Below are 24,345 nucleotides of genomic sequence, written 5' to 3'. Positions count from 1 at the left end.
AAATTGCTCACTTCAGCTTGCATTTGCTCTCCGGACGGTCGTAGCCGAGCGTGTCGAGTTCGGAGAACTGGTGCAGGAATCCCTCCTGCGGCGAGACCGACACCACCATGCGGCCGTCGACCAGTAGGATCGGCTGGCGAAGCTGGAGATTCCAGTCGCGCAGGGTGAGCCGCGTCCCCTTGAAGGCGGCGACCGAGAAATCCGGGCCCTTGATGAAATCGGCGACTTTCTTGACCTCGCCGGAATTGGTGCGCGAGGTGGCTTCGCCGATCATGCGCACCGCGGTCCAGGCCTGCATGTCGAGCGCGGTCATGCGCCGCGAGTTCAGCTTGACGAAGCGGTTCTGCATCTGGATTGCGCCCCATTGATCCTGCGCCGCGTCCCAGCTGCGCGGCACGAGACCGGCCGAGCCCGCGACGGGCCGCGGATCCCAGGTGCGATAGGGCAGGTACGCGCCGAACACCTCGCTCTCGTCGGCGACAACAAGCACGTCATAGGTCGGCGCCTGTTGCGTGAACACCGGCATCTGGCGCTGGATCAGCGTCACGCCGGAGTCGGTCCGGCGTGCGCCGCCTTTGTCTTCAAACGTGCGCTCCTGCACGATCTTGGCGCCGAACCGGGTCGCGGTGCGACGCAGTGCGTCGGCGAATAGCTTGTCCTCGTCATGCGAGCCGACCACGAGCAGCCAGCGCTTCCACTGCTTCCACACCAGGTACTGGCCGAGCGCATCCGCCAGCATCGCGCGCGTCGGCGCGGTGTGGACGACGTTGGCGCGGCAATCGGCCTCGCGCAGCCGCTCGTCGACTGCGCCGACGTTGAACAGCAGCGTGCCCCGAGCGCGCAGGGCGTCCGAGACTTTCAGCAGCGTATCGGCCGGCAGGTCGGCGATGATCAAACCGTTCTTGTCGGCGAGCGCGGTAGCGGCCTGCACCGGATCCTCACCTTCCTTGATGCGGCGCTCCTCCAGCATAAAACGCTGGTTGAGAAATTTCCCGGTGGTGTTGTTGTCCTCGATGGCGAGGCGGGCGCCGGCGACGCCGTCATTCTCCGCGGGCTGCTCGACCAGCGACAGTGTCGATCTGGTGCCGGCGACGCCGAGATAGCCGACGCCGATCGTAATAGGGTCAGCGGCGAGCGCACTCGTCGCGCTGACACCCAAGCCGATCAGGCCGACCAACCATCGGATCATGTTTCCTCCAGACGATCTCTCCGGCTTGACCGCCGGTGGAGAATTGTCTCTGCTAAAGCATGACCAATTTGTCAGGGCATGCAACCCCGCATTTCGTCCTCGCACGCGCGGGGACTGGAATCACGATCCTGCGAGCGCTGCTATGTCTCGCTGCATTGTTGTTGATGGGATCGGTCGCGCTCGCCGACGCGCCGAAACTGGCGGTGTTCGATTTCGAGCTGATCGACACCAGCCTGCCTGGCGAGTTCTACGGCTCGCGGCTTGAAGAGGCGCGGCTGGAGCGCATCAGCGAGCAACTGCGCAAGGAACTGGCCGATTCAGGCAAGTTCCAGCTGCTCGACATCGGGCCAATCAGGGATGCCGCCCGTCACGCGAACTTGCAGGCCTGCGGCGGCTGCGACCTCAAGCTCGCCGGCCAGCTCGGTGCCGATCTCGAGATCACCGGCCTGGTGCAGAAGGTCTCGAACCTGATCATCAACCTGAACATCTATCTGCGCGACGTGAAGACCGGCAACACGATCGCGGTCGCCAGCGCCGACATGCGCGGTAACAGCGACGAAGCCTGGACGCGCACGATGAGCTATCTGATCCGCAACCGCCTGCTGGCGCCGAATTACGGCAGACCGGAGTAGGGGCTCTTACCCTCCCCTCCAGGGCCCCTCCAGGGGAGGGTAAGTAGGATCACGCCGTCAATCTCTCCGCGTGCCAGTGCAAATGATCGCTCATGAAGGTCGAGATGAAATAATAGCTGTGGTCGTACCCCGCCTGGCGCCGCAGCGTCAGCGGGATGCCCGCCTTGGTGCAAGCGGCCTCGAACAACTCCGGCTTGAGCTGCTCTTTCAGGAAATTGTCGGCTTCACCGATATCGACCAGGAAGCCCGAAAACTTGGCGCCGTCCTCGATCAGCGCCACCGTGTCGTGGCTGCGCCAGGCGTCCTTGTTCGGCCCGAGATAGCCGGTCAGCGCCTTGATGCCCCAGGGCACGAGCGAGGGCGCCACGATCGGGGCGAAAGCGCTTGCCGCGCGAAATCGGTGCGGATTGCGCAGGGCTACCGTCAGCGCACCGTGGCCGCCCATCGAATGGCCCATCACCGATTGCCGCTTGGCGTCGACCGGAAAATTCGCCGCCACCAGCTTCGGCAGCTCGTCGGTCACGTAGCTCCACATGCGATAGTTGCGGGAGAACGGCTCTTGCGTCGCGTCGACGTAGAAGCCGGCGCCCAGGCCGAAATCATAGGCGTTGTTGGCATCACCCGGCACGTCGGGCCCGCGCGGGCTGGTATCGGGCGCGACGAAGATCAGGCCGAGCTCGGCGCAGGCTTTGCGGAATTCGCCCTTTTCGGTGACATTGGCATGCGTGCAGGTGAGCCCGGAAAGATACCAGACCACGGGCAGCTTGGCGCCGTCCGCGTGCGGTGGAATATAGACCGAGAACGTCATGTCCGTTTCGGTCGTCTGGCTCGCGTGGCGATAGACACCCTGCACGCCGCCATAGGATTTGTTCGTCGAGACAGTCTGAATCGTCATGCCCAAAGCTCCGTGGCATCTCGCCACATCAAGATTGCAACGCTTGTGTGACCGAAATTTGTGGCGATGTCAGGCAACGCCGCTGTCGATCGCCAGCCGCACCAGCTCGACCGAGGTCTTCACGCCCAGCTTCTGGCGCATGATCGAGGACGTATTGGCCACCGTCTTGTAGGACGATTGCACCAGCCAGGCGATCTCGGACAGACTTTTTCCGGCGCTGAGCAGCCGCAGGATCTCCATCTCGCGTGCGTTCAGCTTCGACAGCGGGCTTTGCGCCAGCGCCGGTCCCGCAAAGGCAATGCTGCGCGCGATCGCGCTCGGGAGGTACGTGCCGCCGCCGCCGACGGCGCGGATCGCCTCGACGAGGTCGTCGGGGTCGCCGGTCTTGGAGACGTAGCCCTTGGCGCCGCATTCGATCGCGCGCGCGGCAAAGGCGGGATCGTCGTTCATGCTGAACATGATGATGCGGGCCTGGGGCGCGCGCTCGAGGATGCGGCGCGCGAGCTCGAAGCCGGACACGGTCGGCAGGTTGATGTCGATGATGCAGAGGTCGGGGCGTTCGACGATGAAGACGCACTCGCCGTCTTCGGCGTCGGCAGCCTCCAAAATCTCGATCTCGCCCTCGTCGGCCAGCACGGCACGGCAGCCGGAGGCGACGATGGGATGATCGTCGACGATCAGAATGCGCATAGGCGTTCCCCGCGACAGCGCGTTCTCCCTGATAGAAACTGCCTGTTCTGCGCCGCATGAGGCCGACCAGGCAAGACGCGCGCGTCTCATGTCGCCTCATGCAACCCGGCCGGGATTGCTGTACGCTTCCGATTAGATATCCGCCGCTTCGCCTCTGTCAACGTCATCGGAGAGGCGGGGCAGAACCTTCGCGGGGCACGAGCGATACCAATGTGGCAAAATCTTTCCTTGCGCGGGCGCATCAACCTGTTGCTGGCGCTGCTGCTGGCGCTAGGGCTGGCCGTCAATATCGGCCGCCAGGTCGCGGAGGCGGGGCCGCGCGTGCAGGCCGAGGACCAGAGCGTGATCCGGCTCGCACGCGAGTTCATCGAGATGATTGTGGCGGACCTGAACGAGGCGCCCGATCCGGACGCCCGGCTGAACCAGATTGCGCGCGATCTCAGTCGTCTGCGCCATGTCAGCATCGCGCTCCATGACGCCGGCGGAAATCCGCTGACGCCGCCCCACGCCGATGCCGACGCCGATACGCGCGGGCCGCCGGCTTGGTTCGTCAGCCTGGTTCATCCCGAGCAGACCGCGGTCAGCGTGCCCGTCTCGATCCATGGCAAGCCCGGCTCGCTCGTGATCACCTCGCATCCGAACGACGAGATTGCCGAGATCTGGGACAGCATCGTGACCCAGCTCGAGGTCGGCTCGGTCATCGCGGTGGTGCTGTTCCTGGTGATGATGAATGTGGTCGGCCGGGCTCTGGCGCCCCTCCAGTCGTTGGCCGAGACGATGGCCGAGATCGAGGGAGGGCATTATGACGCGCGGGTCACCCCAGGCGGTGCGCCCGAACTCGCCGCGATCTGCGGCAAGCTCAATCATCTCGCAGCAGCGCTGGGTGAGGCGGTCGAGGACAAGCGGCGCCTTGCCGAGCGTGCGGTGTCGCTCCAGGACGTCGAGCGCAAGGAGATCGCGCGCGAGCTGCATGACGAGTTCGGACCGTATCTGTTCTCGCTGCGCGCGCATGCCAGCGCGCTGGCGAAGCTGGCGGACGGGCGGGCGCCGAGTGCAGAGGCGGTGCGAAAGCACGGCAGCGCCTTGCTGGAGCAGATCAACGCGCTCCAGCAGTTCACCCGCCGCGTGCTGGAGCGCCTCCGGCCCGTCGGCCTCGCCGAGCTTGGCCTGCGCCAGGCGCTCGAATCGCTATCGCGGCTATGGCGGGAGTCGCATCCCGAGGTCAGCATCGAGACCTCGATCTCGCCGGCGCTGGGCGCGACCGGCGAGACTGCCGACCTCACCATTTACCGCATCGTGCAAGAGGCGCTCACCAACGTGTTCCGCCATGCCGGCGCGACCGCGGTCAACGTCGTCATCGAGCCGGCCGGGCAGCAGGGGCGCGACGGCCGCGTCTGCGCCCGGGTACGCGTCAGCGACAATGGCCGCGGCATGGAGCCGGGTCAGAAGCTCGGCTTCGGTCTCGTCGGCATGCGCGAGCGGATCCTGGCGCTGGGCGGCACCCTTAATGTCGTCTCTGGCGAGAACGGTTTGACCGTGGAGGCGCTGGTTCCGATGGCGGCTGCCTGATCGCGCCCGAAACGATCGGGAAAAATTCCCGATTTCATCGGGAAAACGAGAGCGGATATCGTCCGATCTTTTGTGGCTGGCGCACTCATTGCGGCCGAATACACTCATCTCGACCGAACGGCGGAAAATCACAACAGCCGGTCGTCACGGATGGGAAGGCGGGGATGGGCAAGGGTCTCTGGTTCAAGCGTCGTTTATTGATGGCGTCGATCTCGACGGGGCTGGTGTCCGGGTTGTTCGCGCACCCTGCCGCGGCCGCGCAGGACGAGGAGACCAACGTTCAGAACCTGCCACCGGTCGAGGTGACCGCGCCACCGTCGGCGACGAGGCGCACGACGCCGTCGCGACCGGTCGCACGCATCGGGACGCCGGGGTCCGCCAGCCCCAGGACGCGCATTTACGTCTATCCGACCGCGCCGGGCACCGGCAGAGGTCTTGATGTCGACAAGGTCCCGTCGGCGATCAACGCTGTTGATGCCAGCCAGATCAAGCGCACCGGCTCGCTGAACGTGACCGACGCACTGCGCGACAACATCGCCGGCGTCAACATCAGCGAAGTCACCGGCAATCCGTTTCAGCCCGACGTCGAATTCCGCGGCTTCGTCGCTTCGCCCGTGACCGGCACGCCGCAAGGCCTTGCGGCGTACCAGAACGGCGTCCGCATCAACGAAGCCTTCTCCGACGCCGTCAATTGGGACCTGATCCCCACCGCCGCGATCAGGTCCGTGACGCTGGTAACCAACAATCCCGCCTTCGGTCTCAATGCGCTGGGCGGTGCCATCAACCTGCAAATGAAGGACGGCTTCACCTATCAGGGTGCGGAGCTCGATGTCATGGGGGGCTCGTTCGGCCGCATCCAGGGCTCGGCGCAATGGGGCAAGCAGGTCGACAAGAATTACGCCGTCTTCGGCGCGCTCGAAGGCCTGCACGACAACGGCTTCCGCAACTTCTCCCGATCGGACGTGCGGCGCTTCTACGGCGATGTCGGCTACAAGGCGGGCGACAGCGAATTTCACGCCAACATGGGAGTGGCCAAAAACGATTTCGGCGCCAGCGCCACTGTTCCCGCCGAGCTGCTCGAAAAATATTGGGGCGCGACCTACACCACACCGCAGACCACCTCGAACCGCGTTGGCTATCTCAACTTGACCGGAAAGGTCGATGCGACGCCGACCTGGACGCTCGAAGGCACCGCGCATGTGCGCCGCTACGAGCAGAAGATCGTCGACGGAAACCCGACCGATGCGCAGGAGTGCGGTGCAGATCCGACGCTGCTGTGCTTCGGCGATGACACCACGCCCGCAAACGGCGTGAACGGCGTGCAGCTTGCCAATCCGTTTGCGCCGGGAACGATCCTCGGCGAGATCGACCGGGGCACGATCCGTTCGAGCAGCTTCGGCATTTCGGGACAGGCCACCAACACCGATCAGCTGTTCGGGCACGACAATCGCTTCGTGATGGGCGCAACCTATGACGCCGGTGTCACGCGCTACAACGCCACCGCCGAGATCGGCTCGATTGCAGAAAATTACGCCGTCAGCGGCAGCGGTGTCTTCCTGGGGCCGACCGGCTTACCAAATCCCGTTGCCGGTCCTGTCTCGCTGCGGACCGTCAACCAATATAACGGCCTTTACGCGATGGACACGGTCAACGTCACGGATGCCTTCGCCATCACCGGCGGCGGTCGCTTCAACGTGGCGCGCATCACGCTGGAAGATCAGCTCGGCACTGCGCTCAACGGCGATCACACCTTCACCCGCTTCAACCCGGTGATCGGCGGCACCTACAAGATCACGCCCGAGCTGACCGCCTATGCCGGCTATTCCGAGGCCAACCGCGTGCCGACGCCGCTCGAGCTCGGCTGCTCCGATCCAGCCCGTCCCTGCCTGATTGCAGCGTTTCTCGTCTCCGATCCGCCGCTGAAGCAGGTTGTGTCGAAGACCGTGGAAGCGGGCCTGCGCGGCACCAGGGAGCTGAACATCGGCACGCTCGGATGGAAGATCGGCGGCTTCCGCGCCACCAATCATGACGACATCCTTGCGGTACCCGCCGTCGGGCGCACAGGCTTCGGTTATTTTTCCAATGTCGGCCGGACGCGGCGGCAGGGGCTCGAAGCCGAAGTCAACATCAAGTCTCCGACGCTCCAGTTCCAGGCGAGCTACGCCTTCGTCGACGCGCGCTTCCTTGACCCGCTCGAACTCGGCTCGGAAAGCCCGTTTGCCGATCCGGCCACCGAGACCATCCGGGTCTTGCCCGGCAACCAGATCCCCGCGGTCCCGCGCCATCGCGTCAAGGTCGGCGTCGATTACGCCGTGACCGACGTCTGGAAGGTCGGCGGCAACGCGCTGTTCGTCTCCAGCCAGTATCTGGTCGGCGATGAGTCCAACCAATACGCGAAGCTGCCGTCCTACACGGTCTTTAACCTCCACACCTCCTATCAGGTCGCAAAGAACGTCCAGCTCTACGGGCGCATCGACAACGTGTTCGACAAGCGTTACGCCACCTACGGACAGTTCTTCGACCGCGAGGCCGTGCCCAATTTCACCAATGGCGGCGCAGAATTCACTGACCCGCGCTCGCTCAGCCCGGCAAGGCCGCGGGCGTTCTATGCGGGCATGCGGGTGACGTTCTAGGCGTGCTCGATGCACTGCTTTCCGCTACGGCCTGAGGCGGACTCGCACCGGCACTGCGGCTCTCCGGGAATTGGCGGAGGAATATCGGCGCTGTGCCGACAGCCAAGAGAAGAGAGGCCAAGCTCTGCAGCCTGAAAACGGCGAGCGGACAAACTAAATCGGACGCGTTCCGAGATCGGTGCTAGATACGGGGATGATGAAATTCCTTATGATTGCGCTGGTCACCACAGTTCCGGTCCTCGCTCAAGTCAGCTCCACTCAAAACCCGCCCTTTACCGACCGCGAACAGGTTAAGCATGACCGCGCGAAAGCGGCCGAGGCCGAAAAGAGTGCACCCACAACGCGGCCCTGGGATCGTGACGCGGACGGCAAGCGCCCGTGGGATCAAAAGCCCTCGAAGCCCTGACAGAACGATGTCGCGCCCGGCGCCATGCGCTCGAACTCCGTTCGATGCTTCTGAAGATAGCTGAAGGCCTGCTTCCGCGTGTTGAATGCCGTCGCGAGCCGGCACATCTGCCGATTTGCGCCGGAAGCGAGAAGGAAAGTGATGATTCTGGCGTGATTCTAGGCCACGACCTGCACTTCCGGCATGCGATCGTCTTTAAGTTTCGGCGATGGCGTTGAAGGCGACTATCGCGCCGGCTTCCTCGAACGCTTCTTGGGTGCCGGCAAAGCTATTCGAACAGCTTCATCGGCCGCTTCCTTGGCCTCGCGCACCTCGCGGAGCCGCGCCATGTTCTTGCGAATTTCGATAGCCTGTCTTTCGGCGTCCGCCAATGCGCGCGCTCCCTCTTCGGCGGCCAGCTGCTTACGATTTAGGCGCGCGATGCCTTCGGGTGACAGGTCTGCCGATTTCTTGGCGCTCATTGCTCACCCGGCCTGGCAAACGACAAAACCCGCTCAATCCGAAGATCGAGCGGGCAGGGGGGCCGTTTCAGTACATCCGTGAAACGGCGCCACGATATCAAGCCAGCGAGAGGTTCTCAGCGCTGACTTTGCCTCGCATCTTGTCGGTCTTGACCTCGAAATTGACCTTTTGGCCTTCTCCGAGGCCCGCCAGACCGGCGCGCTCGACGGCGCTGATGTGAACGAACACATCGTTGCTACCATCGTTCGGCTGAATGAAACCGAAGCCCTTTTGGCCGTTGAACCACTTCACAGTACCTGTCGTCATTTTCTTCTCCAAAGCGCGCGAACGCGTTCCGCGCGACAATCACGCGGTTATCTTCAACTTCGTCGATGTCTTTGGAAAAGGAGCCCGCGGGCGCATTCAACAAGGCACAGCGGCTAATCGAACAAGGTCAATATACATCACATTCGCGATTTCGCAAGGACGCAAGCCAATTTGTTTCTGCGAGGCTCCTCGGGTGTTCCGATCGCAGCACTTCGTGTGTGTCTGCCGGCCTGCAAGCAAGACGTTAGCGATTGACAGCACAGCACGACAGTGGTCACGTTGGTGTCACCAAGCTGCATCGCCGTGACAAGCAGATCGGCTCGTCCGAAGCCGCGACGAATGTCGCCGCCGCTATCCTCAAAAATCGCAATGAAGCTCCTGCGCAATTGGCTGCCCTGCAGGACGTGTCGCATTCGCAGCCCCCGCGAGGATGATCAATTGCACGTACTTGTCAGAGACAACAACGTCGACCAGGCGCTCCGCGTTCTCAAGAAGAAGATGCAACGCGAGGGCGTCTTCCGGGAAATGAAACAGCGGCGTTCCTACGAAAAGCCGTCGGAGCGAAAGACCCGCGAGAAATCCGAGGCCATCCGCCGGGCCCGCAAGCTCGCTCGCAAGCAGGCGATCAGGGAGGGCTTGCTGCCCGCGCCGCCCAAGAAGAAGCCGTTCGAGCGCAAGGCGCCACTGCCGGAGATCAAAGCGCGCGCGGAGTAGAAAGAATCCTCGTTCCGGAGATTCCGCAGCAACGGCATGTCCGGTCTCATAACATAATGGCGGCGTCACCTGTGACGTCGCAAGAAGGCCGGTCGCGGTGCTGTCGTTGCTTATGACCTGAAATCGATGCCTCGCAGCACAATGCCTGGCGGCGTGCCCTCGAACTCCGTCGCGCGATATTTGCTCGCCGCGCATGCTTCGATGCGATCCCGCAATCGGCTGAACTGGGCCTCCCGCTGCTCGGGTTTGACTTGCGGGCCGCGCTCGAGGTCGTCCATCGCAGAAGTCGAGATCGCGCAAGGAATCTCCCGGGCACCGTCATGCATCGAGAACCGGACGATCATTCGGTCGTATTCGTGGCTAATAAAGCGGCCGCTGGTCAATGTCATGGCTTGCTCCGTTACCTGATTGCGGCATGTCGAGAATGCGGGGCGGCCGTCGTTCGCCTCAGACCTCGCCCGACAGCCGGGCGAAATCGTCGAACAGTGCTGCCACTAGCGCGCGATGGCGCGTATCCTCGGAAGGCAGACTTGCAGCATAGAGGTTGAGCAGATGGCGCGCCTTCACTGCCGCCTCTGGCCAGGACGCGGCTGGCACCGTCATCATGCGGTTTTCGAGATCGGCTTCACGCTCGCGCAGCTCGCGGAGATGCGCCTCGACGTCAGCCAACGCACGGCGCAGGTCGGTTGCCTTCTGCGCGGCCATGCCGCGATGCTTATCGAGATCGACCGGCCGGTCAGTCATTGGTGATGCTCGCGTCCGCGGCTTGTGCGTTCGCAAGATCGATCGAGCCGATCGACAGCATCTCCGTGGCGCCGCAAGCGCCTTCGGCGGGCACCGTGATCATCGTGGCAATGCGGCGATAGGCCGAGAAGGTCAGGCCCTCGATCGTCTCCTCGTCTGTGACGACCTCATAGGCGCCGGCCGGTAAGGTGCGCTCGATGCCGCGGATGCGGAACGGATGCTTGAACTTGACGGTTTCTCGCCGCGAGCGGATGGTCATGCACGCCTGCCTTTCGCAAGTGAAGCCCCAACCGATGCTGGCTGTCGCGACCATGCGCCCTTCGCATGGCAATAGCCAGCACTATCGTGACCAGCCGGCAAATGAAGATGTCGCGGCGGAGCCGTCGCCCGCGTGGCATTTAACGCTCGCTATTGGCTCGGCGCGGGCGTAGCCTCGCCACCATCACCGCACATCTCAACGGCTTCGACCGGTGACTGAGGGTCACGTGTGCTCCCGCCGAAGGCCTCGCAGGAGCATTCGATGTCGCGCGTTCGCATCTCGGAATGGATCGTGCCGCCGGTGGTCGTTCCGTTGTTTTTGCTGCTTCTCGTATGCGGAGCCGCCGTCCTCAATGGCTAGGACAACCCGCGTGCCATATCTGGTCAGCGGAACCAACGAATACGGCAGCTCCAATCTCGGCCGCGGTAGTGCAACGGTCGCGCTGCGGCTCGCGCGAAAACTGCTGCGCGAAGGCTACATGGACGTCAGGGTCTGCACTCCGCGTGGACGGGTGCTGCAGTCGAACGAACTCGACGAACTCAAACCACCAAAGGAGAGCGACATGGCGAAGGGCCAGCAACGCGGCAATCGCGAAGCCAAGAAGCCGAAGAAGGAAAAGGCCAAGGTGATCGCTGCGGCGCCGAACCGCAAGGAAGCCGCTTGGCAGCCGGATTTCGGGACGGTGAAAAAGAAGTAGCGAGAAACGAGGCGAACGGGCGAGCGCTCGAGGCGCCGCCCGATTGACTCTCCTAATTAACTCGCAACTTCTGATGTCGCCTGTTCGTCCATAGCGGACGGCGCGTCGGCGTTCCATGTCTGCTCTTCCCAAGTGACATCGCTTGATTGGAAATCGAGAGCGGCCGCCGGTTTCGGCCGGACGGCACAAGATCGCCACCCTGAATTCATCGCCGCCGTATTGATGTTTAACCAAGCAGAAACCATCGCGAATGATCCGAAAATTTTAACGAAACTCCCCGGCCGGTTCTGCGTCGTTTCGTCGGAGGGCCCGTCCGATGACAGAGCACCAGTTGCGAGAGCAGGAGTTCCAGATCGCGCGCTATCGGCGCCTGGAGCGGGAAGTGACAGATCCGCTCGCCGCATGTCTGCTTCACAGCATCATCGAGGAGCTCGAGGCCGAGCTGCGGAGGGACCAACCGGATTTGCACGGGCCGCGCGATTAACCCTTTCTTAGCACTAATGCTGCGGACTATCCCCTCGGGAATACCAGGGGGAAATGGCTCCCATGCTGAAGGACGGCACCTACGCGGCTTGGTACAAGACGCCGCTGGACCAGGGCACCGGCATCGTCCATGTCGCAGACGGACAAATCTGGGGCCGCGACAGCCTGATGACGTATCATGGCTCCTGTCACGTCGATGGCGATCGCTTCACCGCTACCGTATCGACCAAGCGCCATACCGACGGCCGTGTAACGGTCTTCGGCAACGACGATGAGCTCACGCTGCACATCGAAGGAAGCTGCCCTGGCAAGATCGCGAGCTACACGGCGACGGCCGTACAAGTCCCGGGAATGATCCTCCAGGGCACGCTCATCCTGACCGAACAGCAGCCACCGGCACCTGAACGAGAACGAGCCGGGCAGATGCCGGAGTTCAATCCCGACAAGCTGCCGAAGTTGCCGAAGCGCTCGCGCTGAGCGCATGCGCCATCGCGACGAAACCGCTCGTCGAAGCCTTGCCACCTAACGCCCTGCAAACTTCGGGAATGGCGACGCAGAATCCCCCGCGCTCACCAACCAGGGGGAGACGTTTCGCGCTGAATGCGGCGACGTCCTGAGTCAGTTGGCTGCTCCAGCGAGGCGAGGCAAAATCATTTTTCCTCCCTCCAACCCCGGGCGAGTATCGCCGCTTGTTGCAAGGTGATGCTTCGGACCAGCGGATCCGCATGACGATGCACGAGTTGCCAATCCGTGCCATCCTTGCGGTAGACTTCAGTCACGCGCAGCGACCAGTCTTGAGCCGCCAACCCGCCCACCTCGGCCCGCTGGTGTTCGACCATGACGAGAACGACGAGCTCGTTCGATGCATAGGTTTGCAAAACCTCGAGTTCGGTTTCGCCTTCCCTGAAGTATCGCGATAGGTCAGCCAAGCGCTTGGGGCTGGCGTCGAATCCGCGACTTGCAGGACCGCCGAAGGGCTGCATCAGCGTGAAATCCGGCGCAATGCGGACAAGCTGGAACCAGCGATCCATGTCGCCACGCATGAAGGCGGCATTCTTCTCGCGGGCGCGTTCGATGAGGCTGGCTATCGCGTCGTTCCCGGCGGCATCGGCCGAAAGCTGAACGGACAGAGGAAGCGCAGCCGTAGCGGTCATCATCGAGCGCCGCGACATCGTCTCCGGCGAGCCTGGCGATTTGTTCAGCCCGGGCGGTCTCTTGGTCATTTCAGGACTCCTGATCGAACGACGAGCGAGCCCAATCCATGCGGCCTTGATCTTGATGAATCCAGCGATATGATTTCAGCAATATGCTGAAGAAAATTGATCTATCCAGGATTGATCTGAATCTGCTCGTGCTCTTCCGCGTCGTTCTGGAAGAACGTCATGTCGCGCGCGCAGCCGCTCGGCTGAGCCTGACGCCGTCGGCCGTCAGTCATGCGCTTGGCCGGCTCCGTCTTCTGCTGAACGATCCGCTGTTCCTGCGGACACCGAAGGGCGTCGTTCCAACGGCGCGGGCGTTGGAGCTTGGGGAGCCGGTGGCCGAGATCATCGCGCGCGTCGAACAGCTGATCGGGTCGGCTGCGCCGTTCGACCCTGTGAAAAGCAGCCGTCGGTTCACGATTGGCGCCCCCGACGCCGTCCTGGTCTCCACAACCGTTCCGATCTTGCGTTCGATCGCGACTGCGGCACCTCACATTGACATCGGGCTGATCCACTTGATGCCTGCGCCGCGCGGCGGCGCGATCGGAGAGCCCTGGCACCAAAGTCTCGACATGCTCGAAACACGCGAGCTCGATATCGCAATGCTGCCGCTGCCGGCGGTATCACCGCGTTTCGAGGCGCGCAGGCTCTATGACGAGGAGTTCGTGCTGGCCATGCGCAGGGGACATCCTTTGGAAAGAGCTTCACCCCGTGTTGCATTCTCGCAATCACAGCACCTGCTGGTGTCTCTCAGCGGTGAACCGCGTGGTTTCGTCGACGAGATGTTGGCCAAGCGTGGCCTCGAACGCCGCATCGCCCTGACGGTCCCGAATTTCATGATGGCGCTTGTCCAGCTTTCTGGGTCTGATCTGATCGCAGCGTTGCCGCGCCGACTGGTGGAGCACCATGCCGGCCGCTTCGGCTTGGTATTTGTCGAGCTGCCTTTCGCGCGCAAACCGGATACGATCCGGGCCATCGCAACCAAGGCAGCGATGAGAGACGCCGGCATCGCCTGGCTGATGCAGATTGTGGTCGGTTCAGTCGGAACAGCCAGGCCCTAAAATCGCCGGCCCTGAACACGAGAGGTGTTCATCCGACGCAGGAAAATGGACGGCATCGTGCCTGCTGCGTCACCAACGCTTGCCGGATCTGGGTCCTCCCGCATGCGCTTCTCAAACGGCCCGGAACTGTTCATTGTGCCGGGCCGAAACGAAGAAGCGGAGCAGCATCAATGTCGGACAAGGTCTCGCGTCGCCAGTTTGCCAAGCTGGCGGGATTGTCCGCAGCCGGAGTTGCGAGTCCCCTTGAAGCTCTCGAGGTCAAGCCGGCATCGCCGCCGCGCGGAAACGGCTTCCCCGCAGGCTTCCTCTGGGGCACGGCGACGTCGTCCTATCAGGTCGAGGGTGCGGTCAACGAGGATGGGCGAGGGGCCTCGATCTGGGACAAGTTTGTCCGCATCCCCGGCAAGATTGAGGACGGCACCAATGGCGACCGCGCCAACGAGCATTATCAACGCTACAAGGAGGATGTCGCGCTGATCAAGGAGCTCGGCTGCAAGGCCTATCGTTTCTCGGTGGCCTGGCCGCGGGTGTTTCCGGACGGCGACGGCAAGCCCAATCCGAAGGGGCTCGACTTCTACAACCGCCTGATCGACGAGCTCCTCAAGAACGGCATCGAGCCGTGGCTGACACTCTATCATTGGGACCTGCCGCAATCGCTCCAGGACCGTTTTGGCGGCTGGCGCTCGACCGAGACCTGCAAGATCTTCGGCGACTATGCGGCCTATGTCGCCAAGCATCTGACCGACCGGGTCAAGAACGTGTTCACGCTGAACGAGAGCGGCCGCTTCGTCTATTTTGGCTACGGCATCGGCATCGACGCGCCGGGCTTGACGCTGCCGCAGGCCGAGGTCAACCAGATCAGGCACAACAGCGCGCTCGCGCACGGGCTCGCCGTGCAGGCCGTGCGCGCCCATGGCCGCCGCGGCACCCGCGTAGGGCCGGCCGAGAACATCGACGCCTGCGCGCCCGCGATCGACACGCCGGAGAACGTCCGCGCCGCGGGAATCGCTCTGCGCGAGATGAATGCCGGCTATCTCAACGTCATCATGACGGGCAAATATACCGACGCCTTCCTGAAATTCGCCGGGCCCAACGCGCCGAAATACACCGATGCGGAGCTGAAGATCATCTCCTCGCCGGTCGATTTCCTCGGCCTCAACATCTACGCCCCGCAGAACTATGTGGTGGCTTCCGACCAGGGTGCCGGCTTCATGCCGCTGCCGATGCCGAAATCGTTCCCGCACATGAACTCGGACTGGCTGCGCGTCGGTCCCGAGACGATCTACTGGGTCCCGAAGCTGGCTGCGAAGATCTGGAAGACCGACGCAATCTATATCAGCGAGAACGGCACCTCCAGCGATGACGTCGTCACGGCGGACGGCAAGATCTACGACACCGATCGCATCATGTATCTGCGCAACTATCTCGCCCAGCTCCAGCGCGCCACCACTGAGGGTGTGCCGGTGCGCGGCTACTTCCTCTGGAGCCTGATGGACAACTTCGAATGGGTGTACGGGTTGAACAAGCGCTTCGGCCTCTATCACGTCAATTTCGACACCCAGGTCCGCACCCCAAAGCTCAGCGCCAGCTTCTACCGCAACGTGATCGCGAACAACGCGGCGGGTGTGTGAGCGCCTTCTTCCCGTGTAGGTCCATGACGTCGCTGAGGCTTTCGCGCGCCATCGCTCAGATCGCATGCCCCTAGCCCGATTTTACGCGTAGCGGAAAATCCGGGGGAGGGGTGCACACGCCACGCATTGACTCACCTGGCCCCCTAATTCACAACGCCTCTCAACACCCATAAACAAGAGGACAACGCCAATGGTTGACGCGCTCATCATCGATGCCTGCCGCACCCCGCGGGGCATCGGCAAGGCCGGCAAGGGAGCACTCTCGGGCATTCATCCGCAGCAACTGGGTGCAACCGTGCTGCGCGCGCTTGCCGACCGCACCGGCATCGATACCGCCGATGTCGACGACATCGTCTGGGGCTGCAGCGCGCAGGTCGCGACGCAAGGCGGTGATCTCGGGCGGATGTCGGCGCTGGATGCCGGCTATGACGTGCGCGCGAGCGCGGTGACGCTCGACCGCTTCTGCGGCTCCGGCATCACCAGCGTCAACATGGCCGCCAGCTCGATCATGGCGGGCGCCGAAGACCTCGTCATCGCCGGCGGCTGCGAGATGATGTCGATGGAGGGGCGGCGCGGCTCTGGTCCGATGATGATGGACAGCGGCAATCTTCGCCTGCGGGCGCGGCACCCGCAGTCGCATCAGGGCGTCTGCGCCGATGCCATCGCGACGCTGGAAGGTATCACGCGGCAGGACGTCGACGCGCTCGGGCTGGAGAGCCAGAAACGGGCAGCGCATGCGATCGCGAACGGCCACTTCAAGAAGAGCCTCGTGCCCGTCCAGCGCGAGGACGGCAGCCTTGCGCTCGACCATGAAGAATATCCGCGCCCGCAGACCACGATGGAGGGGCTGAGCAGCCTGAAACCGGCGTTCTCCGCCGTCGCCGACTATGCGCTCGACGATAAGGGCACGACCTATCGCGGCTTGATCCTGCAAAAGTATCCCGAGCTCGAAATCGACTTCGTGCACCACGCCGGCAACTCGTCCGGCGTTGTCGACGGCGCCGCCGCAATCCTGCTGGCCTCGCCGGCCTACGCCAAGGCACATGGCCTCAAACCGCGCGCCCGCGTCGTGGCGATGGCCAACATGGGGGACTCGCCGACCCTGATGCTGAACGCGCCGGTCCCGGCGACGCGCAAGGTGCTGGCGAAGGCGGGGCTGACCGTCGATGACATTGACCTGTTCGAGATCAACGAGGCCTTTGCGGTGGTTGCGGAAAAATACATCCGCGATCTCAGGCTCGATCGCGCCAAGGTCAACGTCAATGGCGGCTCGATCGCGCTCGGCCATCCCATCGGCGCGACCGGCTCGATCCTGATCGGCACCGTACTCGACGAGCTCGAACGGCGCGACCTCAAGCGCGGTCTCGTCACTATGTGCGCCGCCGGCGGCATGGCGCCGGCGGTCATCATCGAGCGCGTCTAGCCCTTATATTTCAGGGTGAATCGCGACCGGCCTCCGGCAAAGAGGCCGGTCGTCGCTTGTCGAAAGCATCGAATCAGCTTTAGCAAGGTGGCTTGCGGGCCTTTGAAACAAGGCAAAAACCGCTGCCTGAGGCTCCTTTCGCTCCGGAAGCAGCTAAAATGCAGGGTTTTTTGTCACAGAGGGCCAAAAAAGCCCGTAAAAACCGCGACAAAACTGTGCAGAAGGCTATAGGCCTTCGCCGGTTGGTCTAATATGCAACCGGCAACGAATCAGAGGAGACACGATGCCAACCCAAATGTCGAAATCGCAGCTGATCGAAAAGATTGCGACCGCCACCGAGCTTTCCAAGCGTGACGTCAAGAGCGTTATGGAGACGCTGACCGACGTCGGTCACAAGGAGCTCAAGAAGAACGGCCTGTTCCTGGTGCCGGGCTTCGCCAAGTTCGTGGTCATCAAGAAGCCCGCGACCAAGGCGCGCAAGGGTACCAACCCGTTCACGGGTGAAGAGATGATGTTCAAGGCCAAGCCGGCCCGGAAGATCGTCCGCGCCCGCCCGGTCAAGGCTGCCAAGGACGCCGTGGCCTGACAACGCAAAGGCCCCCTCAGTCCGAGGGGGCCTTTTATTTGGGGCTGCCGCGAGGGCTTGAGACGGAGGGCTCAACCCTTGCGGCGCTTCACCCGGACCGGGACCGGCTCGAGCCGCGGTCCTGGCGCCGCAAGCGCATCGCGCACCCGGTCGATGGCGCGATCGAGCAGCTGGCGCAGCCGCTGCGTTGTCCGCGATCGCTTCGCTCTTTCCAGCAATCCGCTCATCACCGTTACTCCGCAGCTTCGACCTTGGCGTCAGCCGGCTCGAGCGCCGCGGCGATGGCTTCGTCCACGCGCTCCAGCCAGATGAATTCGAGGTTGTCCCGCGCGCTCTTCGGGATCTCGTCGTAGTCCCGTTTGTTGCGCGCTGGCAGCATCACGCGCTTCAATCCGGCAGCGGCGGCCGCCACCACCTTCTCCTTGATGCCGCCGACAGGCAGCACCAGGCCGCGCAGCGAGATCTCGCCGGTCATCGCGGTGTCGCTGCGCACCGTGCGATTGGTGAGCAGGGACGTCAGTGCCGTGAACATCGCAACGCCCGCGCTCGGTCCGTCCTTCGGGGTCGCGCCCGCGGGAACGTGAACGTGGATGTCGCTCTTCTCGAACAGCTGCGGATCGATGCTGAGCTGGGCGGCTTTGCTCTTCACCAGCGTCAGCGCAGCCTGCACGCTCTCGCGCATGACGTCGCCGAGCTGACCGGTCAGGATCAGCCCGCCCTTTCCGGGCACGCGCGTCGCCTCGATGAACAGGATGTCGCCGCCGACCGGCGTCCACGCAAGGCCGGTGGCAACGCCCGGAACGCTGGTGCGCAGCGCGATCTCGCCTTCGAAGCGCGGCTGGCCGAGCACGATGGCGATGTCCTTCGGGCCCACCACGACCTTTGCGGCCGTGCCATCGGCGATCTGCACCGCGGCATGCCGGAACACCTTGCCGATCTCACGCTCGAGGTTACGGACGCCGGCCTCGCGGGTGTAGCCCTTGACGATCAGCTTCAGCGCCTCCGGCTCGATCTCGGCCTGTTCGGCCGAGAGGCCGTTGGCCTCCAGCTGGCGCCGCACCAGGTAGCGCCGCGCGATTTCCAGCTTCTCGTCCTCGGTGTAGCCGGCGAGGCTGATCAACTCCATGCGGTCCAGGAGCGGACCCGGGATCTGATCCAGCATATTGGCGGTCGCGATGAACACCACGCGCGACAGGTCGAAGGGCACGCCCAGGTAATTGTCCCGGAACGTCCCGTTCTGCTCGGGGTCGAGCACCTCCAGCATGGCGGCGGAAGGATCGCCCTGCACACCGCGGCCCATCTTGTCGATCTCGTCGAGCATCATCACGCAGTTGCGGGCGCCCGCCTTCTTGATGCCCTGGATGATGTTGCCGGGCAGCGCGCCGATATAGGTGCGCCGGTGGCCACGGATCTCCGCCTCGTCATGCACGCCGCCTAAGCTGACGCGCACGAAGGGGCGATCCATCGCGCGTGCGATGGATTGGCCGAGCGAGGTCTTGCCGACGCCAGGCGGGCCGACGAAGCACAGGATCGGCGCCTTGCCCTGCGGGGCGAGCTTGCGCACCGCCAGATATTCGATGATCCGGCTCTTGATCTTCTCCAGGCCGAAATGATCGGCATCGAGGATGCGGCGGGCCTCCTTGATGTCGATCGGCTTCTCCGAGGGCAGGGCCCAGGGCAGCTCGATCAGCCAGTCAAGATAGGTGCGGACCATGCCGGCTTCGCCGGCGGCCTCCGGCATGCGCTCATAGCGACGCAGCTCCTTCTTGGCGTGCGCGTCCGCCTCGGGCGGCATGTTGGCCTTGGCGATGGCAGCCGTCAGCTCGGCGACCTCAGCCTGCTTGCCGTCGCCTTCGCCGAGCTGGCGCTGGATGGTCGCCATCTGCTCGCGCAGGATCGCCTCGCGCTGCCGCTCGTCGAAGCTGGCCCGGGTCTTCTGGCCGATCTCGTTGCTGATGCGCAGCACCTCCAGCCGCTCGGCGAGGTGCTTCGACACCTTCTCGACCCGCAAGGCGAGGTCGATGGTCTCCAGCACCTCCTGCTTGTCCTGCGGCTTGATGTCCATGAACGAGGTCGCGAGGTCCGCCAGCGCGCCGGGCGCGCTGGTGCCCTGGAACATCGCGGCCAGCTCGGGCGGCGCCTGCGGCAGCAGCTCGATCGCCTCGATGGCCTGGCGCTGCAGGTTCAGCGCGCGCGCCTCGATCTCGGGTGAGGTCGTGGTCGGCTCCGGGATCTGCTGGATGCGAGCAGCCAGGAAAGGTGTGCCCGGCAAGAAGTCGAGGATGCGGGCGCGCTGCACGCCCTGGCAGACGATGTGGTGGCTGCCGTCGGGCGCGGTGATGTAGCGCACGATATTGGCGATGGTCGCAACCCGGTAGAGGTCGTCCGGTCCGGGCTCGTCGATCTCGGGGCTGCGTTGCAGGACGATGCCGACCGGCCGCTGCTCGCGCAGCGCCTGCTGCGCGGCGGCGATGGACTTTGCGCGGCCGATCGAAACCGGCGCGATGGCGCCGGGAAACAGCACCATCTCGCGCACGGGGATGACGATCAGTGCGTCCTCGGGGATCTTCACGTCGGGACCGTTTTGCTGGGTATTCATCTGTTCGGGGGCCATGATCGATCTCAGGATTTGGCGAGGCGCAGCGCGACGCAGCCGTCCATCACGAAGCGGCTGATGGCGTAGCGGCCAAGGGGAAGCGCGATGCGCCGCTCGAAGCGGCCCTGCGGCAGCTCGAGCCGGTGGATGCGGGCGTTACGAAGCTCCGGGGGAAGGGTGCGCTGGCCGGAGATCACGAGCACGCCCTCATGGATCACCGTCTCGACATTGCTCGGATTGACGCCGGGAAGCGCGACCAGGATCAGGAGCTCATGCTCGGTTTCGAGCACGTCGATCGGTGGCTCCCAGCAGGCTTCCTGGCGGCCGAACTGCTGGCGCAGCCGTTCGGCGCGGGTCAACGAGTCCAGGGCTTCGGACAGCATCCAGTCGAGGGGATTTTTGGGTTGCATGATGCGGACTCGGCGATGGGAAAGGCTGCATATGGGGCTGGTTCCCGAGAATTCCAGCCCGCCGGCGCGGACGTGCCATGCGGATCCTGCGATCCAGAAAAGGAAAACGCCGCGGCTCGCACCGCGGCGTTCCGTTATCGGCCACGCACAGCGTCAGGCCGCTGCGCGGTACTCCTCTTCCGCTTCGAGGTTGATCACGGAGGTGGCGAGCTCGGTCAGCGCGCGGTCGGTCGCCTCTTCCTCGTCCAACGTCTCCTGAAGCAGCCTTGCCGCATCCTGCATGCCGAGCTCCTCGGCCCAGGTCCGCAGCGTGCCGTAGCGGGAGATTTCGTAATGTTCGACCGCCTGTGCCGAGGCGAGCAGGCCCGCATCGAGGGCGGGGGCGTTCTTGAACTCTTTCATGATTTCGGCGCCCTCGTCCGCGATGCCGTTGATGGCCTCGCAGGGCTTGCCGCGCGCCGGCTTGCCCAGCATTTTGAAGACTTGGTCGAGACGTTTGACCTGGCCCTGGGTCTCGCGCAGATGCTTGTTGAACGCCGCCGCAAGCTCCTTCGAGTTTGCGGCCTTTGCCATTTTGGGCAGCGTCTTGATGATCTTGTTCTCGGCGAAATAGATGTCCTTCAGCGTCTCCAGGAACAGGTCGCTGAGCATCTTCGGCGCCTGACGCGGTCGCCGCGCCGCGGTCTTCTTGGTTGTGCGTTTCTTCGCTCGTTTAGCCATACGTCCTCCTCTTGAGGTGACACGGGAAGGCGTCGCCTTCCTCAATCCTCAGGCGATCAAAACCCTTTCGAGAACGAAAGTTCCAAACTGGCAACCGGGGTTCGTGGCGATCGCTCAGGTCGGGCGCTTATAGGGGTCTTCCTGGCGCTGTCGCTCTTCGGTCGCGCGATCGAGCCGCGCACGCTCGCTGCGGCGCAGGCGGCCGGCCTTCATCACTCCGTAGACGAGGACGCCGCCGAGCACGAACGCGCCGATGAACCAGAGCCAAAGCATCTGGGCCGAGGCGTGACCCAGCAGCATGCTAACTCCGCTGTCGCTCATAGTTGGTCTCCACCGATGTCCATTACGGGCATTCCATTACGGGCATGCTGAGCTAAGTCGGCTGCCGAAACGTCGTTCCATGCGGCCGCGCTCGGGGGATGTCAGACGAGATGCGCCAGAGGCTGCCGCACCGGCGTGCCCTTCGGCTCACTGCCGCGCGCCGTGAAGTCGCCGGCCTCGGTCGAAGTCCGCAGCCATTTCGTCACGTCGGCAATGGCCTCCCGCGGCGAGCGACCGAATTTCCGCAAACTACGGAAGTATTCGAGCTGAAGATGCGCCGAAGTGCCGCGCTTCGGGATCATCTTCAAATGCTGGATATCGCTTTCGATGCCGAGATGCGCGATGTCGGGCGCCAGCATGGCAATCACCGCCTCGAGCCAGCTCCTGAATGAGATCGGCTCAAAGGACGCCAGATCGATATATGTGCCGTCGGTTCCATAGCGCTGGGCTCGCCAGCGGTTTTCCTCGATCAGCGCGCGGTGCACAGGCGAATAGGTGGCATTCAGATCGGGATGGTGCACGACACGCCGGACCAGCGCGCGAAACAGGGCTGCGATTGCTACCGAGTCTGCAATTGCCGTGCAACAGTCGGTGATGCGCAGCTCCAGGGTCGGATGCTGAAGCGACGGCCGCAGCGCCCACCAGACATAGGTGGCATTGGGGACGATGCCCGCGTCGACCAATGTCTTCACATAGGTCTCGTATTCGGCGAGGTTGCGAAACATCTCCGGGAAACCGGTCCGGGGCAGGGCGTCGTTTGCGGCATTGCGGTAGCCCAGCAGTCCCGTTGGACAGCCGCACCAGAACGGCGACGAGGTCGAGAGCGCCAGCAGCAGCGGCAGGAACGGCACCAGGCGGTGCATGATCTCGACGCGCTGGTCCGGCTCAGGCACCTCGACGTGAACGTGCAGGCCGCTGATAGGATTGCCGAGGCCGACCATTCCGAGATCGCTGATGACCTTGCTGTAGCGGCGCTTGCGCGTCATGCGCTGCTGCTGCGGTTGAGCCAGTGGATGCGTCCCCGCGGCAATGATGCCGACCCCGTGGTCCTTGCCGACCTCGGCGAGAACCGAGCGGTAGCGCGTGAGCTCGGCGATCGCATCGGCCGAAGACGCCAGCGGCGGCGTCGCCACCTCGATCTGCGATTGCAGGATTTCGGTGGTCAGCCGTTCGCCGAGGCGCTTCTGGGCCGCCGCCATATAGGGCTTGGGCAGCTCGGATCTAGGCGCCGCCGATTGCCGATTGACCAGAAAATACTCTTCCTCGATGCCGAAGCGGTAACGGTGCATGGCCTACGCTGCCCCTTGCGGCTTGGCATGCTTGCGAACCGCGTCTCCGAACGCCGAGAGGATGCGGGCCGAGGCATGATCCGTGCTGGCCCAATAGTCCGGATGAAAGAGTGTGCCGAGCGCAAACGCGCTCGCGCCCTTGACGCTGACGGCCTCGATCGAGCCGTCCTCGGCCACCGCTTCCGCGACGAGGCCCGGGGCCAGATCGGCGATCAAGAAACTATGCAGCGAATTCACCGGAATGGCCTCTGCGCTACAGATCTGCTGCAGGACGCCACCCTTACGCAGCGTCACCTTCTGCCGCAACCGATAGCGCGCATCCTCATTGTCCGCCTCGGGCGTGCCATGACGCTGGTCCTCGGGCATATCGTCCGGCTCCTTTGCCAGCGTGCCGCCGAGAGCAACGTTCAGCTCCTGCATTCCGCGGCAGATGAAAAGAGCGGGGATGCCCCGCGCCAATGCACGCGGGATCAGGCGAAGCGCAATCTCGTCGCGGAATTCATCGAACGGACCGTCGCGCGCCTCGTCGGCCATTTGCCCATACCGGGAGGGATGGACGTTTGTCTGTCCGCCGCCGATGAAAATGCCGTCGAGGCCGTCGAGGTAAGCATCGATGTCTGCTTCAGGCGCTGCCGGAAGGATCCGTGGCACCGCGCCCGCGACGAGCCCGACGGCGTTGACGCAGATCAAGGCGACCGAGGCGAGTTGCTCGCCGCGCGTGACCATGGAATCGGAGAGAATACCGACCTGCGGCGCGCCGCTGCGGGCTTGCCAATGGCCACGCGATGCGCTGTGCCTCCATTGCTGAAGACCATAGGCCACCGCATCCGCAGCGCTACCGAATTGATGAATGGCAGCCTTGAGCTCTCTGACGTTTGTCCCTAATCGAAGCGCCCAGTGACTGCAGGCAACGGGATCGTGCGGGTCAATTGTGGAACGGTGCTCGTGCAATTGTCGCGGCTGCTTCTATTCGTGTGTCGATGCTGAGTGAAACGGCAATCGTGCAGAATGGTTGCTGTCCGATCGAGCTGCCCGATCGTTTTACAAAGCACGCGGGTTAACTTTTGTTATGGCGCGGCACTTGAAGAAGCCAGGCCGGAAGAAACGGCAGCGATTGACATCTCCCTGTCCGCCTTCGTGATGCTGCGAAGCTCGCGATCATCATCGTGGTCGTGCTCTCGGGCCTGCTTCTGCTGCTGTGCTTCGCCTCCGCTCATCTGATCCCCCGCATCCTCGAGCGCACCGGAGATGCCGTGCGCTCGCGCATGCTCGGCATGCTGCTCGCAGGCCGCTCGGCTCCATTCGCGACAACGGGATTGCGGCAGTCCAGCCGGGCTTTCGGCGAGGCTGCGACAATCTGGTAATTCTTTGATTTTGCGATGTATTTCCAGACGTTGCGGCCGTGCCGGCAAGACATGGGCCGGTCCGGG

The 24,345-nt window shown here is 63.7% G+C and carries 30 protein-coding genes; 14 read left to right on the top strand and 16 right to left on the bottom strand.

Features of this window, described 5'->3' with window-relative positions; all coding sequences use genetic code 11:
* Positions 1 to 7 precede the first annotated feature (7 nt).
* Entirely contained in the window at positions 8 to 1,189 is a 1,182-nt protein-coding gene (locus IVA87_RS32730) for an ABC transporter substrate-binding protein (RefSeq protein ID WP_247337205.1), read from the bottom strand.
* 59 nt (positions 1,190 to 1,248) lie between these two features.
* On the opposite strand from IVA87_RS32730, the gene IVA87_RS32725 reads away from it, so the two are divergent.
* Entirely contained in the window at positions 1,249 to 1,821 is a 573-nt protein-coding gene (locus IVA87_RS32725) for a DUF3280 domain-containing protein (RefSeq protein ID WP_247337202.1), read from the top strand.
* A gap of 49 nt (positions 1,822 to 1,870) precedes the next feature.
* On the opposite strand, the gene fghA is transcribed toward IVA87_RS32725, so the two are convergent.
* Together fghA and IVA87_RS32715 are read right to left on the bottom strand one after the other, a co-directional pair.
* Positions 1,871 to 2,716 (bottom strand): S-formylglutathione hydrolase, encoded by an 846-nt coding sequence (gene fghA / locus IVA87_RS32720; RefSeq protein ID WP_247337199.1) that lies wholly within the window; start codon positions 2,714 to 2,716, stop codon positions 1,871 to 1,873.
* Between the two features lie 69 nt (positions 2,717 to 2,785).
* Entirely contained in the window at positions 2,786 to 3,406 is a 621-nt protein-coding gene (locus IVA87_RS32715) for a response regulator transcription factor (RefSeq protein WP_247337196.1), read from the bottom strand.
* A gap of 210 nt (positions 3,407 to 3,616) precedes the next feature.
* Between IVA87_RS32715 and IVA87_RS32710 the strand changes: the two genes are divergently transcribed.
* The 3 genes from IVA87_RS32710 (at position 3,617) to IVA87_RS32700 (ending at position 8,014) form a co-directional block, all read left to right on the top strand.
* Positions 3,617 to 4,975 carry a histidine kinase gene (locus IVA87_RS32710; protein WP_247337193.1) on the top strand — a complete coding sequence of 453 codons (1,359 nt, stop codon included), beginning with the start codon at positions 3,617 to 3,619 and terminating at the stop codon, positions 4,973 to 4,975.
* 164 nt (positions 4,976 to 5,139) lie between these two features.
* On the top strand, positions 5,140 to 7,608 hold the full coding sequence (locus tag IVA87_RS32705) for a TonB-dependent receptor (RefSeq protein WP_247337190.1): 2,469 nt from the start codon (positions 5,140 to 5,142) through the stop codon (positions 7,606 to 7,608).
* A gap of 193 nt (positions 7,609 to 7,801) precedes the next feature.
* Positions 7,802 to 8,014, top strand: a complete 213-nt coding sequence (locus tag IVA87_RS32700; protein WP_247302037.1) for a hypothetical protein — start codon at positions 7,802 to 7,804, stop codon at positions 8,012 to 8,014.
* A 224-nt stretch (positions 8,015 to 8,238) separates the two neighbouring features.
* Here the strand turns inward: IVA87_RS32700 and IVA87_RS32695 are convergent, their stop codons facing one another.
* Together IVA87_RS32695 and IVA87_RS32690 are read right to left on the bottom strand one after the other, a co-directional pair.
* Entirely contained in the window at positions 8,239 to 8,475 is a 237-nt protein-coding gene (locus IVA87_RS32695; protein ID WP_247302033.1) for a transcriptional regulator, read from the bottom strand.
* Positions 8,476 to 8,572: 97 nt separating this feature from the next.
* Positions 8,573 to 8,782: a cold-shock protein gene (locus IVA87_RS32690; RefSeq protein WP_247280515.1), complete on the bottom strand. Its 210-nt coding sequence runs from the start codon at positions 8,780 to 8,782 to the stop codon at positions 8,573 to 8,575.
* A 251-nt stretch (positions 8,783 to 9,033) separates the two neighbouring features.
* Here IVA87_RS32690 and IVA87_RS32685 point away from each other — a divergent pair, with 251 nt between their 5' ends.
* Together IVA87_RS32685 and rpsU are read left to right on the top strand one after the other, a co-directional pair.
* A complete protein-coding gene (locus IVA87_RS32685) occupies positions 9,034 to 9,216 on the top strand; it encodes a hypothetical protein (RefSeq protein WP_247337185.1) in 183 nt (60 codons plus the stop codon).
* Positions 9,217 to 9,220: 4 nt separating this feature from the next.
* Positions 9,221 to 9,496, top strand: a complete 276-nt coding sequence (gene rpsU / locus IVA87_RS32680) for a 30S ribosomal protein S21 (RefSeq protein ID WP_247280516.1) — start codon at positions 9,221 to 9,223, stop codon at positions 9,494 to 9,496.
* 110 nt (positions 9,497 to 9,606) lie between these two features.
* Here the strand turns inward: rpsU and IVA87_RS32675 are convergent, their stop codons facing one another.
* From IVA87_RS32675 to IVA87_RS32665, 3 genes are read right to left on the bottom strand one after another with little or no spacing between them, the layout of a single operon-like run.
* Positions 9,607 to 9,885 (bottom strand): DUF1488 domain-containing protein, encoded by a 279-nt coding sequence (locus tag IVA87_RS32675; protein ID WP_247302023.1) that lies wholly within the window; start codon positions 9,883 to 9,885, stop codon positions 9,607 to 9,609.
* A gap of 58 nt (positions 9,886 to 9,943) precedes the next feature.
* A complete protein-coding gene (locus IVA87_RS32670; RefSeq protein ID WP_247302020.1) occupies positions 9,944 to 10,240 on the bottom strand; it encodes a hypothetical protein in 297 nt (98 codons plus the stop codon).
* The gene (locus tag IVA87_RS32665; protein ID WP_247280519.1) at positions 10,233 to 10,499 is read right to left on the bottom strand and encodes a hypothetical protein; all 267 of its coding nucleotides are present in this window, start codon (positions 10,497 to 10,499) and stop codon (positions 10,233 to 10,235) included. The genes IVA87_RS32670 and IVA87_RS32665 overlap by 8 nt, the downstream gene beginning before the upstream one ends.
* Positions 10,500 to 10,851: 352 nt before the next feature.
* On the opposite strand from IVA87_RS32665, the gene IVA87_RS32660 reads away from it, so the two are divergent.
* The 3 genes from IVA87_RS32660 to IVA87_RS32650 all read left to right on the top strand — a co-directional run bounded on the left by IVA87_RS32660 (position 10,852) and on the right by IVA87_RS32650 (position 12,156).
* Positions 10,852 to 11,196, top strand: a complete 345-nt coding sequence (locus IVA87_RS32660; RefSeq protein ID WP_247337181.1) for a hypothetical protein — start codon at positions 10,852 to 10,854, stop codon at positions 11,194 to 11,196.
* Positions 11,197 to 11,512: 316 nt separating this feature from the next.
* On the top strand, positions 11,513 to 11,680 hold the full coding sequence (locus IVA87_RS32655; RefSeq protein ID WP_247302016.1) for a hypothetical protein: 168 nt from the start codon (positions 11,513 to 11,515) through the stop codon (positions 11,678 to 11,680).
* Positions 11,681 to 11,742: 62 nt separating this feature from the next.
* Positions 11,743 to 12,156 (top strand): hypothetical protein, encoded by a 414-nt coding sequence (locus IVA87_RS32650; RefSeq protein ID WP_247302014.1) that lies wholly within the window; start codon positions 11,743 to 11,745, stop codon positions 12,154 to 12,156.
* A gap of 173 nt (positions 12,157 to 12,329) precedes the next feature.
* Here the strand turns inward: IVA87_RS32650 and IVA87_RS32645 are convergent, their stop codons facing one another.
* The gene (locus tag IVA87_RS32645) at positions 12,330 to 12,902 is read right to left on the bottom strand and encodes a nuclear transport factor 2 family protein (protein ID WP_247337178.1); all 573 of its coding nucleotides are present in this window, start codon (positions 12,900 to 12,902) and stop codon (positions 12,330 to 12,332) included.
* Positions 12,903 to 12,985: 83 nt separating this feature from the next.
* Here IVA87_RS32645 and IVA87_RS32640 point away from each other — a divergent pair, with 83 nt between their 5' ends.
* The 4 genes from IVA87_RS32640 (at position 12,986) to IVA87_RS32625 (ending at position 17,579) form a co-directional block, all read left to right on the top strand.
* On the top strand, positions 12,986 to 13,939 hold the full coding sequence (locus tag IVA87_RS32640) for a LysR family transcriptional regulator (protein ID WP_247337175.1): 954 nt from the start codon (positions 12,986 to 12,988) through the stop codon (positions 13,937 to 13,939).
* A 170-nt stretch (positions 13,940 to 14,109) separates the two neighbouring features.
* Positions 14,110 to 15,570 carry a GH1 family beta-glucosidase gene (locus tag IVA87_RS32635; RefSeq protein ID WP_247337169.1) on the top strand — a complete coding sequence of 487 codons (1,461 nt, stop codon included), beginning with the start codon at positions 14,110 to 14,112 and terminating at the stop codon, positions 15,568 to 15,570.
* Between the two features lie 190 nt (positions 15,571 to 15,760).
* Positions 15,761 to 16,993, top strand: coding sequence for an acetyl-CoA C-acetyltransferase (locus tag IVA87_RS32630; RefSeq protein ID WP_247337166.1), 1,233 nt, complete (start codon positions 15,761 to 15,763; stop codon positions 16,991 to 16,993).
* Between the two features lie 283 nt (positions 16,994 to 17,276).
* Entirely contained in the window at positions 17,277 to 17,579 is a 303-nt protein-coding gene (locus tag IVA87_RS32625; protein WP_084805933.1) for an HU family DNA-binding protein, read from the top strand.
* Positions 17,580 to 17,650: 71 nt separating this feature from the next.
* Here IVA87_RS32625 and IVA87_RS32620 read toward each other — a convergent pair whose 3' ends face one another.
* From IVA87_RS32620 to IVA87_RS32590, 7 genes are all read right to left on the bottom strand, one after another.
* The gene (locus IVA87_RS32620; RefSeq protein WP_247302000.1) at positions 17,651 to 17,806 is read right to left on the bottom strand and encodes a hypothetical protein; all 156 of its coding nucleotides are present in this window, start codon (positions 17,804 to 17,806) and stop codon (positions 17,651 to 17,653) included.
* 5 nt (positions 17,807 to 17,811) lie between these two features.
* Positions 17,812 to 20,193: an endopeptidase La gene (gene lon, locus IVA87_RS32615; RefSeq protein WP_247337163.1), complete on the bottom strand. Its 2,382-nt coding sequence runs from the start codon at positions 20,191 to 20,193 to the stop codon at positions 17,812 to 17,814.
* Between the two features lie 8 nt (positions 20,194 to 20,201).
* Complete coding sequence (locus tag IVA87_RS32610) at positions 20,202 to 20,585, bottom strand: Hsp20/alpha crystallin family protein (protein WP_247337160.1); 384 nt, start codon at positions 20,583 to 20,585, stop codon at positions 20,202 to 20,204.
* A 153-nt stretch (positions 20,586 to 20,738) separates the two neighbouring features.
* The gene (locus IVA87_RS32605; RefSeq protein WP_247280528.1) at positions 20,739 to 21,305 is read right to left on the bottom strand and encodes a ferritin-like domain-containing protein; all 567 of its coding nucleotides are present in this window, start codon (positions 21,303 to 21,305) and stop codon (positions 20,739 to 20,741) included.
* Positions 21,306 to 21,419: 114 nt separating this feature from the next.
* Positions 21,420 to 21,626, bottom strand: coding sequence for a hypothetical protein (locus tag IVA87_RS32600; protein ID WP_247280529.1), 207 nt, complete (start codon positions 21,624 to 21,626; stop codon positions 21,420 to 21,422).
* A gap of 101 nt (positions 21,627 to 21,727) precedes the next feature.
* Positions 21,728 to 22,915, bottom strand: a complete 1,188-nt coding sequence (locus IVA87_RS32595; protein ID WP_247301977.1) for a carboxylate-amine ligase — start codon at positions 22,913 to 22,915, stop codon at positions 21,728 to 21,730.
* A 3-nt stretch (positions 22,916 to 22,918) separates the two neighbouring features.
* Positions 22,919 to 23,737 (bottom strand): gamma-glutamyl-gamma-aminobutyrate hydrolase family protein, encoded by an 819-nt coding sequence (locus tag IVA87_RS32590; protein WP_247280531.1) that lies wholly within the window; start codon positions 23,735 to 23,737, stop codon positions 22,919 to 22,921.
* 344 nt (positions 23,738 to 24,081) lie between these two features.
* On the opposite strand from IVA87_RS32590, the gene IVA87_RS32585 reads away from it, so the two are divergent.
* Positions 24,082 to 24,279 (top strand): hypothetical protein, encoded by a 198-nt coding sequence (locus IVA87_RS32585; RefSeq protein ID WP_247301974.1) that lies wholly within the window; start codon positions 24,082 to 24,084, stop codon positions 24,277 to 24,279.
* Positions 24,280 to 24,345 lie beyond the last annotated feature (66 nt).

Source organism: Bradyrhizobium sp. 147 (genome assembly GCF_023073935.1).
Taxonomy (GTDB): Bacteria; Pseudomonadota; Alphaproteobacteria; order Rhizobiales; family Xanthobacteraceae; genus Bradyrhizobium.
The sequence above is the reverse complement of the archived record's forward strand: the minus strand, read 5'-3'. Positions and strand labels throughout refer to the sequence as shown.